The sequence below is a fragment of the Mesorhizobium sp. M0800 genome (genome assembly GCF_040320095.1).
In the GTDB taxonomy this organism is placed as follows: domain Bacteria; phylum Pseudomonadota; class Alphaproteobacteria; order Rhizobiales; family Rhizobiaceae; genus Mesorhizobium.
Genome location: NZ_JAMYOZ010000001.1, coordinates 49,531 through 60,995, shown reverse-complemented (window position 1 = coordinate 60,995; position 11,465 = coordinate 49,531). Strand labels below are relative to the sequence as shown.

The window sequence follows — 11,465 nt, the reverse complement described above, 5'->3', positions numbered from 1 at the left end:
CGCGGCGGAACCTGAGCCCCGCCGCACCGTTTCGAAGGTCGCAGGATCAATAGATCTTGGAGAACTTTTCGATGTTCGACTTGTCGAACTGGAAGGGCGGAGCCATCGCAGCCGAGTTGGTGTCGTCGAGCGTGACCTTGCCGACGCGGCCGATCGACAGCGTAGCACCGGGCTTGGCCTCTTCCTTCTTCACCGCCAGGTCGTGGGCGAGGTAGACGGCGGAGTAGCCGAGATCGATCGGGTTCCACAGCGCAACCGCCTGGCTGGCGCCATTGTCGATGAACTTCTTGAACTCCGACGGCAGCGCCAGGCCGGTGACGTTGACCTTGCCGATCAGGCCTTCATCGGTCACCACCTGCGCGGCGGCAACGACGCCGACCGTGGTCGGTGCGATGATCGCCTTGAGGTTCGGATAGGACTTCAGCAGGCCCTTGGCTTCGTCCGTGCTCTTGGCCGAGTCGTCGTCGCCATAGACGGTGGCGACGAGCTTGATCTTGGGGAACTTCTCCGGCAGCACCTTCTTGGCCGCGTCGATCCAGGCATTCTGGTTGGTCGCGGTCGAAGAAGCCGACAGGATGGCGACATCGCCGCCTTCCGGCAGGTAGTCGGCGGCCAGCTTGATGATGGTCTCACCGATCAGGTTGGTATCGGAGGGGTTGAGGTGAAGCTGGCGTCCTTCCGGCGCGACGCCTGAATCCCACGAGATAACGGTAATGCCGCGCTGCATCGCCTTCTTCAGCACTGGCACCAGCGCGTCGGCGTCGTTCGCCGAAATGGCGATGGCATTGACCTTCTGGGCGATCAGCGAATTGACCACTTCGATCTGCGCTTCGGCGGTCGCCTTGGTCGGGCCGGTGTAGATGATGTCGACATCGCCGAGCTCCTTGGCCGCCTCTTCGGCGCCCTTGTTGGCGGCGTCGAAGAAGCCGTTGCCGAGCGACTTCACCACCAGCGCGATCTTGACGTTTTCGGCGTAGGCGGCATTCACGAACATGGCGGCGGAGAACGCCGCCGTAACCATCAATTTCTTCAGAAAGCTCATCGAATATCCTCCCTTGAGCGTTGCATTCCATCGCCGCTGCGGGCGTGAGTGGTTCTCAGGCCTGCAGCGAAGATTCTTCCTTGTTGGTTGCCGTTGTGCGGGCGATGATCAGCGTCACGCCGGCGGTCTCCAGCATCTTGGCTTCGCGATCCTCGATGGCGTCGTCGGTGATCACCGTGGCGATGCGCGACAGGCCGCACAGGATCAGGCTCGAGCGTTTGCGGAACTTCGAGGAATCGACCAGCACCACCAATTCGTCTGCCTGGTCGATCAGTTTCTGCTCGGCCTGGATCAGCAGCGGGTCGCCTTCCATAAGACCGAGCGGCCCCAGCCCTTGCGCGCCCATGAACATGCGGCGCGCGTAGAAATTGCGCGTCACGTCATTGTCGAACGGCGACAGGATGATGTTCTGCTCGCGGTAGATGGTGCCGCCCGACAGCATCACCGTGTTCTTGGAGTGCCTGAGCAAGTGCTCCGCGATCGGGAAGGAATTGGTGAAGATCGGCATGCGGCGGCCGGTCAGGAAATGCACCATCTGGAAGGTGGTGGTGCCGCCATTGATGATGATCGGCTCGCCGTCCTTGCACAGATCCACGGCTTCCCGCGCGATTGCCCGCTTCTGCGAAGCGTTGATGGTCTCGTTGACGGAAAAGGGCCGGCCGGCAAGGCCGATGAACTGCGGCGGCGAAAGCGCCTCGGCGCCGCCGCGCACCCGGCGCAGCCGTTTTTGCACATGCAATGCCGCGATGTCGCGCCGGATCGTCGCCTCCGACGACTCCGTCAGGTCGACCATCTCCTGCACCGTCACCACAGGCTTTTCCTGGACGGCGGACAGAATGATCCTGTGGCGCTCTTTCTCGTGCATGGTTCCTCCCTGCCGGAGCATCTAGTCACCCAAAGCGCGCAGTGTCAATCATTTCCGATCAGATAATTTCATTGTGCAATGCAATATGACTGATATTGATCGTTTGTGATTGACAAGGCCGCCGCTTGCGTAGAAATTCGTACAAGAGGGACCCGCGCCGTTTGCGTGTCCCAAAGGGAGGATACCTATGCTCGACAAGCGCTCCGGCACGCGCCTCGCCAATCTTTGGGATGACGCAAAAGCGCAAGCAATGAGCGAGCCCGAACGTCTGGTCTATCGCTCGAATGTTCTTGGCTCCGACAAGCGCGTCACCAATTATGGCGGCGGCAACACCTCCTCCAAGATCTGGCAAAACGATCCGCTCACCGGCGAGAGCGTGGAAGTGCTGTGGGTCAAGGGCTCGGGCGGCGACAGCGCCTCGATCAAGCTCGACGGCTTCGCCACGCTCTACATGGACAAATTGCGCGCGCTGAAAGGTCTCTATCGCGGCCTCGAACATGAAGACGAGATGGTCGGCTATCTGCCCCATTGCACCTTCAACCTCAACCCGCGCGCGGCTTCCATCGACACGCCGCTGCATGCCTTCGTGCCGAAGCGTTATGTCGACCATATGCATCCCGATGCCATCATCGCCATTGCCGCCGCCAAGGATTCGCAGGCGCTGACCAAGGAGATCTTCGGCGACACGATCGGCTGGCTGCCATGGAAACGTCCGGGCTTCGAGCTCGGCCTGTGGCTGGAGAAATTCTGCCGCGAAAACCCCGAAGCCAAGGGTGTCGTACTGGCCAGTCATGGCCTGTTCAGCTGGGGCGACACGTCGAAGGAATGCTATGAGACGACGATCTCGGTGATCAACCAGGCGATCGACTGGTTCGAGCGCAAGAGCCACGGCAAGCCGATCTTCGGCGGCGAAGTCGTCAAATCGCTCGATGCGCCGGCGCGTCGCGCCGTGGCCGTAAAACTGATGCCGAGGATCCGCGGCCTGATCTCCGAGAACAGCCACAAGCTCGGCCATTTCGACGATTCCCCCGCCGTGCTCGAATTCGTCAATTCCAGGGATTTGCGGCCGCTGGCGGCACTCGGCACGTCCTGCCCGGACCACTTCCTGCGCACCAAGATCCGGCCGCTGGTCATCGAGTTCGACCCCCAAAATCCCGACGTCGATGCCGTCATTGCCCGTCTTGCCGATGATGTGGCGGAGTATCGCGTCGGCTATCAGGCCTATTATGACCGCTGCAAGCACGCGGATTCGCCACCGGTGCGCGATCCGAACGCCGTCGTCTATCTGATGCCCGGCGTTGGCATGTTCACCTTCGCCGGCGACAAGGCGACGGCGCGCATATCGGGCGAATTCTACGTCAACGCCATCAACGTCATGCGCGGTGCCTCGACGGTCTCGACCTATGTCGGCCTGCCCGACCGGGAAGCCTTCGACATCGAATACTGGCTGCTCGAAGAGGCAAAGCTGCAGCGCCTGCCGAAACCAAAGGCTCTTGCAGGCCAGATTGCGCTGGTCACCGGCGGCGCCGGCGGCATCGGCCGGGCCACCGCCAACCGGCTGCTGCGCGAGGGCGCGTGCGTCGTGCTGGCCGATATCGACGAAGCAGCCCTTGCCGGCGCCAATGACGAGCTTGCCAAGGCCTATGGCAAGGATTTCGTGCGGCCCGTAGTCATCAACGTCACGTCCGAGGATCAGGTGATCTCCGGCTTTGCCGAAACGGCGGTCGAATTCGGCGGCATCGATATTCTGGTCTCCAATGCCGGCCTGGCCTCCTCGGCGCCGATCGAGGACACCACGCTGACGCTGTGGAACAAGAACATGGACATCCTGTCGACCGGCTATTTCCTGGTTTCGCGGGAGGCGTTCCGGCTGTTTCGGGCGCAGAAGATCGGCGGCAACGTCGTCTTCGTCGCCTCCAAGAATGGGCTTGCCGCATCGCCAAACGCCGCCGCCTATTGCACTGCCAAGGCCGCCGAAATCCATCTGGCACGCTGCCTGGCGCTGGAAGGCGCGGAAGCGCAGATCAGGGTCAATGTCGTCAACCCCGACGCCGTGCTGCGCGGCTCGAAGATCTGGACCGGCGAATGGAAGGAGCAGCGCGCCGCCGCCTACAAGATGTCGACCGACGATCTCGAGGAGCACTACCGCTCGCGTTCGATGCTGAAGCGGTCGGTGTTCCCCGAAGACATCGCCGAGGCGATCTATTTCTTCGCCTCCGATATGTCGGCCAAATCGACCGGCAACATCATCAACGTCGACGCCGGCAACGCACAGAGTTTTACGCGATAAGCGACCGTCTTTGGCGCCGACGCCGGAGCTTTACCCTTCTCCCCGTCACTATACGGGGAGAAGGTGCCGGCAGGCGGATGAGGGGCAGCGCCAACCGAACGCATTTTGGGAGGAAACTTTAGTGTCCGAAACCATCATCTCCGCCGATGTTGTCGAGAAAGACAATGCCGCGCGCAACGCCAATCTCAAGCGCGATTACGAGTCCCTCGGCGAGCGCCTCGACCGCCGCGGCATCGCCATCGACGCCATCCGCGACAAGGTCGAGAAATTCGCCGTCGCCATCCCGTCCTGGGGCGTCGGCACCGGCGGCACCCGCTTTGCCCGCTTTCCCGGCGCCGGAGAGCCGCGCGACATTTTCGACAAGATCGAGGACTGCGCCGTCATCCGGCAATTGACGCAGGCGACGCCGACCGTCTCGCTGCATATTCCCTGGGACAAGGCCGATCCGAACCGGCTGAAGCAGGCGGCATCCCGCTTCGGCCTCGGCTTCGACGCCATCAACTCCAACACCTTCTCCGACGCCAGGGACCAAAAACTTTCCTATAAATTCGGCTCGCTGTCGCATGCCGATGCCGCAACACGCCGGCAGGCGGTCGAGCACAATCTCGAATGCATCGAGATCGGCAGGACGCTGGGCTCCAAGGCGCTGACGGTGTGGATCGGCGACGGCTCGAATTTTCCCGGCCAGGTCAATTTCGCCAAGGCATTCGAGCGCTATCTCGACGCGATGAAGGAGATCTATGCCGGACTGCCGGACGGCTGGAAACTGTTCACCGAGCACAAGATGTACGAGCCGGCCTTCTATTCGACCGTCGTGCAGGATTGGGGCACCAATTACATCATCGCCAAAGAGCTTGGCGACAAGGCGTTCTGTCTGGTCGACCTCGGCCATCACGCCCCCAACGTCAACATCGAGATGATCGTGTCGCGGCTGATCCAGTTCAAGAAACTCGGCGGCTTCCATTTCAACGATTCGAAATATGGCGACGACGACCTCGACGCCGGCTCGATCGATCCCTACCGGCTGTTCCTTGTCTTCAACGAACTCGTCGATGCCGAGCTTGCCGGTGCCGAAGGTTTCGATCCGGCTCACATGCTCGACCAGAGCCACAACGTCACCGACCCGATCGAAAGCCTGATGCTGTCGGCAATTGAGGTGCAGCGCGCCTATGCTCAGGCGCTGCTGGTCGACCGCAAGGCGCTCGAAGGTTTCCAGGACGCCAATGACGCGCTGATGGCGACGCAGACGCTGAAGACAGCCTATCGCACCGACGTCGAGCCGATCCTTGCCATGGCGCGGCTGAAGACCGGCGGCGCCATCGATCCGGTCGCCGCCTACCGCGCCGCCGGTTACCGAGCGAAGGTCGCAGCCGAACGGCCGGCGGTGGCGAGCGTCGGCGGCGGGATTGTTTGATGTTGGGGTGAAAATGAAAAACCCGCCACGAAGGGCGGGTCGTTGGAGCCAATTAGCACCACAGTCAGATTAGTAGCATAGCTGCCGGCACAAAGCAAGAACAAAATTGCTGTAACGTGAAAATTCTGGGAGCCGCGATGAAGCGTGGCCTTGCTATCAACGCTGCGGCGCTCAGAAGTTACGGCATGGATCCTAGGGTCTCCGCGACGTCGCTTCGCTCCTGCTCCGCCCTAGGATGACGAAGGCGTGAGGGCCTACAGCTAATTGCAGATGTTGGGGATTGGCGGCTGATGGCAATGGCAAACGTTGCAGGCTGGCGGCTGCTGGCAAATCGCAAACTTTCGGGATTAGCCAATACCTCCCTCCCTTCGTCATCCTAGGGCGGAGCAGGAGCGAAGCGACGTAGCGGAGACCCTAGGATCCATGCCGTTGCAGTCGCCGAAGATTGCAACGGCGGTTGCGAGGCGAACCGGCACAGGCGTGCGAACCCTCCCGATTCTTTCGATCTTCGCAGTAGACTCAACCGCTCCAAGCGCGTTTCCTAGGCCTACCCCACGCCTCGGAGAACGGCCATGCACAATCCCCGCCGAACGCTGATCGCCGTCAGCCTTTCCCTCACCTTGAGCTTCGTACCCTTCCTCGCCTATGCCGCCTCGCCGCAGCCGGCGAAGGGCGAGCACGGCATGGTGGTGACCGCCCAGCATCTTGCGTCTGAGGTCGGCGTCGAGGTGCTGAAGCAGGGCGGCAACGCGGTCGATGCCGCGGTCGCCGTCGGCTATGCGCTGGCCGTGGTCTATCCGACCGCCGGCAATATCGGCGGTGGCGGCTTCATGACCATCCGCTTCAAGGACGGCCGCTCGACCTTCCTCGATTTTCGCGAGCGCGCGCCGCTGGCCGCGACCAAAACCATGTATCTCGACAAGGACGGCAAGCCGGTAAAAGGCGCCAGTCTCGATGGCTATCTGGCGGTCGGCGTGCCGGGCTCGGTCGCTGGTTTCGAGATGGCGCGGGAGAAATACGGCACGCTGTCGCGGCAGGACTTGCTGGCGCCGGCCATCCGCTTTGCCAAGGAAGGCTTCGTGCTGGAGCAGGGCGATGCGGCCTCGCTCCAGGGCGGCGCGGAGCGGTTGGCAAGGGACCCAGCGGCGGCGGCCATTTTCCTCAAGCCGGACGGCAAGCCTTATGCTGTCGGCGAGCGCCTTGTTCAGCCCGATCTCGCGGCTTCGCTTGCCGCCATTTCCGACCGCGGGGCGGATGCCTTCTACAAAGGCGCGACCGCCGACGCCATCGTCAAGGCGAGTGGCGAGAAGGGCGGCATTCTGGCCAGGGCTGATTTCGAAAACTATGCGGTGCGCGAGCTCAAGCCGGCGACCTGCAATTATCGCGGCTACGAGATCATTTCCTCGCCGCCGCCGAGCTCCGGCGGCGTCATCATCTGCGAGATCCTCAACGTGCTTGAGTTCTATCCGTTGTCCTATCTCGGCGCCGGTTCGGCCGAGACGGTTCACGTCATGGTCGAGGCGATGCGCCACGCCTATGTCGACCGCAATTCGGCGCTCGGCGATCCCGGCTTCATCGATAATCCGGTCGCAAAACTGCTCGACAAGAATTACGCCAGGGAAATTCGCGAAAAGATCGATCCGTTCCGGGCCGGCGTCTCGCAGGAATTGATGCCGAAGGGCTTTGGCGAGAGCAACGAGACGACGCATTTTTCGATCATCGACAATGATGGCAATGCCGTCGCGGTAACCTACACGCTGAACGGCTCTTTCGGTGCCGGCGTTGTCGCCGCCGGCACCGGCATCCTGCTCAACAACGAGATGGACGATTTCACCCAGAAACCCGGCGTGCCCAATCTCTATGGCCTGGTCCAGGGCGAGGCGAATGCGATCGCGCCGAAAAAGACGCCGCTGTCGTCGATGAGCCCCACCATCCTCGCCAAAGACGGCAAGCCGTTCATGGTCATCGGCAGCCCCGGCGGTTCACGCATCATCACCATCACGCTGGAGGCGATCGTCAACGTCGTCGACCACGGCATGAACATCCAGGAGGCCATCGACGCACCGCGCATCCATCACCAATGGTTGCCCGACACGGTCTATATCGAACCTTTCGGCCTGTCGCCCGATACCGAAAAGCTGCTTACCGGCATGGGCTACCGCCTCGATCTTGCCGACACGACCTGGGGCCAGGCGGCCGGCATCCTGGTCGGCGGCAAGAGCCTGGCGGAAATCGAGAAGGGTGGCGGCGCCCGCTACAATGGCGCCATCGACAGCCGCGCCGCAGCCGGCAAGGCTATCGGGTATTAAACCCCAAAAAGTGGGAACCGGTTTTCGGATAAGATCATGGTCAACAAGAAGATTGCGCCTTGCTTCAGGTGACCAGCGCGATTGTCGACGCAATCAGCATCAGCGCCGCGATGCCGACGAACAGCGCGTAGATGCGCGGCCGGTCGAGCAGAAGCGCATTGCCGGATATCCATGCTGCAGTGGCGCCACCAAGCGCGAAAAAGAAGGTGCTGCGGCGCCCGAAGCTCAAGCCGGCAGCCATCAGGCCACCGATGATCAGGGCGCCGAACACGATGATCACGGCGACTGCGTATTTTTCGAAATCGTTGCTGCCGGCGCTCGGGCCGATTGCGTTCAACCTCGACAGATCGTCCGGATCGAACGGGCTGGTCGACCCATATTCGTCTTGACCGACAGGCTCATGCATTATTCGTTCTCCGCAAACCGACAGCAAATCATCAAGCCTCGCCGAGCGCAACCGCTCGCCGAATGTGATCGGCACGGTGTTCAACACTTTCTGGCGGCGGCTTGCCAGAGATTTTTGAATTCGCGCTTGGATCGCCGCCCCGCTGCGCGGCCCGGTCAAGCGCTTTGCCCGAGCTGAATCTTCAAGCCGCCCTGGCCAAAGACCGCGTCGCCTGAACGGAAGCTCCAAGCACCGCCTGTGCGGTGTCGGCCTGCCTTTCATCGACATGCGCCAGCACCAGGATCACACCTGGTGCGGCATTCGTCTGGCCTGGCTGCTTGCCGGTACCGGACGATGTCCCGAAAAGCCTGCCGGCAACGCCGCCCAGGACTGCACCGACGAGGGCCGAGGCCAGCCATCCCGCGCCGAGGGGATCGATGCCGGGGATATCGAACGCGCCGAGGCCGGCCATCAAACCGGCCGCCGCGCCAAGGGCGGCACCGGTGCCTGGACCGCGCAAGACGGCGCCGATTTCGTCATCGTAGGGTCCGATGACACTGATTTCGTGGCGGGCGATCCCTGCCGCCTGAAGTGTTTCGACGGCACGCACCGCCTGGTCATGGGAATCAAAAAGTCTGCTGATTGTTCGCATTGAAACTGCCTGTGAGGCCCCCCGGCCCTCGACGGTACGGCGGGTTCCTGCTGAGCGACGACTGCCCGAGCTTGCACGTCAATCGATGATCTTGACGATCCTGCGCGTGCCTGGGTCGACCACGACGGTGCGGTTGTCGACGACGACATAGCGGTATTTGACGCTGGGGACTTCATGAAGCTCGACGGTATCGGGAAGCGTTGAGCCGATATTGAGCTCCACCCCAGGGATTTTCACCGAGGCCAGCGGCTGCTTCTTCACATACTCCTTGATGACCGTTTCCTGCTGCGGTTCGATGACAACGTCTTGCGCTGCAGCGGCTCCGACGCCTGCCAGCAGCAGAAATCCCGCCACCGCGGTGGAAAGATGCATTCTCATGGTCGTCTCCTTTGCGAACTCGGTCCGCTCTTCGCGCCAAGGCTCACTCGAACGGAAGGCAGCTGAAAACGTTCCGTCGACGGGGCTTCGGTCCCGCCCGGCAGGGACCAACCGACGTGTTGCCGCAGGACCTAAGTCTGATCCTTGCGCGCAAAGGGTGGGTTTGCCGCGTGACCCGGAACCGCCGCGGCACCTAGCCGTTGCTGGCTGCACGTGCCGGGAGGATTCTTTGGAAAATGTCGATGGCGGCTCGCACCGATCTTGGCTGTTTCCATTTCGATCGAATCCAGCATCTGCGCAGCCCTGTCCCTTCCTGCGCCGATAGGGTTCGCGCGTCACTTTTGTGGCGGGCGAACCCTCGATTGCAGCGTGCGTCAGTCCAAAGTTGGCCCTGAGGCGAGGAGAACAGAAATGGCCGACGACAAGACCAAGCGAGACTTCAGCGACCGCAATCGTGTTTCGGCGGATGAGTATTACGAGGTCGAATATTTCGCGCGGGAGAATGGTGTTTCGCCCAGCCAGGTGAGCAAGCTGATCAAAAGGACCGGTGGCGACCGGATGATCCTCTCGCAGGCGGTGAAGGCATTGCGCGAGCGCAAGTGAGCTGGCGGCGAAGCCAACGGTGGAGAGGCACTGATCGCGATCGGCCGAGATCCGGCCAGCTATCGACAACGTGCCCGCATGCCGCCGCTTCGGCTAAGCGCAATGCCCCGCTACTTCTTCGATTCCGATGAAGACGGAATCGTCTATTCCGACGATCAGGGAACGTTATATGACGATCTCCTGCTGGTCAGGAAAGAAGCCCTTCGCACATTGGCCGAGATGGCCAGGGATGGCCTTCCTCATCGCAGGATTGCAGTCAAGGTCCGGGACGACCGTGGCGGTCTGGTCCTTGAAGTGGCTTTGACCTTTGCCGTTGAAACGCGGCACTTCGATGAGCGGATTTTCCAGATCGACTTGCGCACGAACTGACGGCTCGATCATCATCGCGCCGACCATCATCAGATTTCTGGTGCAGCGGCATCTTCCCCTGGCGCGGAACATTAGAAGTCTCTAATTGTTATCTTAAGCAGCGGGAACCTCCCAGGATTCTGCTGCAGATCGGGTGCAACCCGATCGGCCCGCGCCCTCCGCCAGAGGCGCGGGCTTCGTTTGTTTAGCCGATGCGCAACGCCGTTCGGCAGCTGCATATTGGAGACCTGCGGGAGCACTAGTAACATCAGTCGCTACCGTGGCGCCCTGGCGCCCAGGCAACGGAGCCCGTCGTCCGACAGGGCGGCGGGCTTTTTTGACACGGGTCGGTCATCACGCAATCGATGGAATTCTGGCCGGCGCTGCTTCGTGTGGCATGGGGTAAGGTGCCCTGACGCAGCGCCGGCCAAGCGGAAATCAGGTCCGCCGCAGCCAGATAGTAGCCGCGTTGGCGCAGCAGGTAATTGCGTGATCGCGGAAGCCGCACCATTGCAGAGCCCTCCCCAGCAGTTCGGCCTGCCCAGCGGCTGACCCGAGGCATTCATTCATTCTGACGATGCACCGGACGCCCCCAACGGCGGAAATTGGACACCGCGCTCGCTCTCGATTCAGCGGCCGGTGTTCCCTGCAGATTTCGGACGAAAGGCCATTCTATCCTTGTTGCGCCTGGATTCTTATCAGATCGTGGCAAGGATTGCCTTTCCGGCCGCGTTTGCCGGCGTTCTGCTGTTCGCCCTTCTGCCGGAGCAACTCCTGCAGGGTCTTGGCCTGGCTTTCACGTTTGATCACGACAAGCTCAATCACGCCGCCGCCTTCGTCGTCCTGGCGGCTCTCGGAAGTCTCGGCTGGCCGGAACGCAAGGCGAAGCTGATCGTACTCCTCGTTCTCACGGGTGCGGCGATCGAGGGGCTTCAGGCCGTGCAACTGATAGGGCGCGACCCGGATTTATTCGACTGGGTGGCCGACTGCGCGGGAATCGCGTGCGGACTGATGGTTGCAGGCTGGACAAAGCGGCTCGCCGGCGGATTGCCATAGCTCGAAAGCGCATAACGGAATCGGCGCGCCCGTGCCCCAATAAGGGGAAAATGGCCGGCGCCACTTGGGGGGCGCGTTGGGGTAAGTTGCCTGATGGGGCGCCGGCCAGGCGGAAAAATTACG

The 11,465-nt window shown here is 61.9% G+C and carries 11 protein-coding genes; 6 read left to right on the top strand and 5 right to left on the bottom strand.

Features of this window, described 5'->3' with window-relative positions:
- Window positions 1-46 precede the first annotated feature (46 nt).
- Entirely contained in the window at window positions 47-1,042 is a 996-nt protein-coding gene (gene rhaS / locus NKI18_RS00340) for a rhamnose ABC transporter substrate-binding protein (protein ID WP_352448664.1), read from the bottom strand.
- A 55-nt stretch (window positions 1,043-1,097) separates the two neighbouring features.
- A complete protein-coding gene (locus NKI18_RS00335) occupies window positions 1,098-1,907 on the bottom strand; it encodes a DeoR/GlpR family DNA-binding transcription regulator (protein ID WP_023677380.1) in 810 nt (269 codons plus the stop codon).
- A gap of 187 nt (window positions 1,908-2,094) precedes the next feature.
- Here NKI18_RS00335 and NKI18_RS00330 point away from each other — a divergent pair, with 187 nt between their 5' ends.
- The 3 genes from NKI18_RS00330 (at window position 2,095) to ggt (ending at window position 7,920) form a co-directional block, all read left to right on the top strand.
- Entirely contained in the window at window positions 2,095-4,197 is a 2,103-nt protein-coding gene (locus NKI18_RS00330) for a bifunctional rhamnulose-1-phosphate aldolase/short-chain dehydrogenase (protein ID WP_352614693.1), read from the top strand.
- 121 nt (window positions 4,198-4,318) lie between these two features.
- Window positions 4,319-5,611 carry an L-rhamnose catabolism isomerase gene (gene rhaI / locus NKI18_RS00325; RefSeq protein ID WP_352614694.1) on the top strand — a complete coding sequence of 431 codons (1,293 nt, stop codon included), beginning with the start codon at window positions 4,319-4,321 and terminating at the stop codon, window positions 5,609-5,611.
- 572 nt (window positions 5,612-6,183) lie between these two features.
- Window positions 6,184-7,920: a gamma-glutamyltransferase gene (gene ggt / locus NKI18_RS00320; RefSeq protein ID WP_352614696.1), complete on the top strand. Its 1,737-nt coding sequence runs from the start codon at window positions 6,184-6,186 to the stop codon at window positions 7,918-7,920.
- 64 nt (window positions 7,921-7,984) lie between these two features.
- On the opposite strand, the gene NKI18_RS00315 is transcribed toward ggt, so the two are convergent.
- From NKI18_RS00315 to NKI18_RS00305, 3 genes are all read right to left on the bottom strand, one after another.
- The gene (locus tag NKI18_RS00315) at window positions 7,985-8,326 is read right to left on the bottom strand and encodes a hypothetical protein (RefSeq protein WP_292663955.1); all 342 of its coding nucleotides are present in this window, start codon (window positions 8,324-8,326) and stop codon (window positions 7,985-7,987) included.
- 181 nt (window positions 8,327-8,507) lie between these two features.
- A complete protein-coding gene (locus NKI18_RS00310; RefSeq protein WP_352614698.1) occupies window positions 8,508-8,957 on the bottom strand; it encodes a hypothetical protein in 450 nt (149 codons plus the stop codon).
- A gap of 78 nt (window positions 8,958-9,035) precedes the next feature.
- Window positions 9,036-9,335, bottom strand: coding sequence for a DUF1236 domain-containing protein (locus NKI18_RS00305; RefSeq protein WP_352614699.1), 300 nt, complete (start codon window positions 9,333-9,335; stop codon window positions 9,036-9,038).
- Window positions 9,336-9,746: 411 nt separating this feature from the next.
- On the opposite strand from NKI18_RS00305, the gene NKI18_RS00300 reads away from it, so the two are divergent.
- The 3 genes from NKI18_RS00300 to NKI18_RS00290 all read left to right on the top strand — a co-directional run bounded on the left by NKI18_RS00300 (window position 9,747) and on the right by NKI18_RS00290 (window position 11,342).
- Window positions 9,747-9,938: a DUF3606 domain-containing protein gene (locus tag NKI18_RS00300; RefSeq protein WP_352482451.1), complete on the top strand. Its 192-nt coding sequence runs from the start codon at window positions 9,747-9,749 to the stop codon at window positions 9,936-9,938.
- 102 nt (window positions 9,939-10,040) lie between these two features.
- Window positions 10,041-10,307, top strand: coding sequence for a DUF6894 family protein (locus NKI18_RS00295; protein WP_352614701.1), 267 nt, complete (start codon window positions 10,041-10,043; stop codon window positions 10,305-10,307).
- A gap of 657 nt (window positions 10,308-10,964) precedes the next feature.
- Entirely contained in the window at window positions 10,965-11,342 is a 378-nt protein-coding gene (locus NKI18_RS00290) for a VanZ family protein (protein ID WP_023677392.1), read from the top strand.
- Window positions 11,343-11,465 lie beyond the last annotated feature (123 nt).

What these genes read in the sequence shown, in the direction of transcription:
- NKI18_RS00295 (WP_352614701.1), top strand. Translation starts at nt 10,041, where the DNA reads ATGCCCCGCTACTTCTTCGATTCCGATGAAGACGGAATCGTCTATTCC.
- rhaS (WP_352448664.1), bottom strand. Translation starts at nt 1,042, where the DNA reads ATGAGCTTTCTGAAGAAATTGATGGTTACGGCGGCGTTCTCCGCCGCC.
- NKI18_RS00300 (WP_352482451.1), top strand. Translation starts at nt 9,747, where the DNA reads ATGGCCGACGACAAGACCAAGCGAGACTTCAGCGACCGCAATCGTGTT.
- NKI18_RS00335 (WP_023677380.1), bottom strand. Translation starts at nt 1,907, where the DNA reads ATGCACGAGAAAGAGCGCCACAGGATCATTCTGTCCGCCGTCCAGGAA.
- NKI18_RS00310 (WP_352614698.1), bottom strand. Translation starts at nt 8,957, where the DNA reads ATGCGAACAATCAGCAGACTTTTTGATTCCCATGACCAGGCGGTGCGT.
- NKI18_RS00305 (WP_352614699.1), bottom strand. Translation starts at nt 9,335, where the DNA reads ATGAGAATGCATCTTTCCACCGCGGTGGCGGGATTTCTGCTGCTGGCA.
- NKI18_RS00315 (WP_292663955.1), bottom strand. Translation starts at nt 8,326, where the DNA reads ATGCATGAGCCTGTCGGTCAAGACGAATATGGGTCGACCAGCCCGTTC.
- ggt (WP_352614696.1), top strand. Translation starts at nt 6,184, where the DNA reads ATGCACAATCCCCGCCGAACGCTGATCGCCGTCAGCCTTTCCCTCACC.
- NKI18_RS00330 (WP_352614693.1), top strand. Translation starts at nt 2,095, where the DNA reads ATGCTCGACAAGCGCTCCGGCACGCGCCTCGCCAATCTTTGGGATGAC.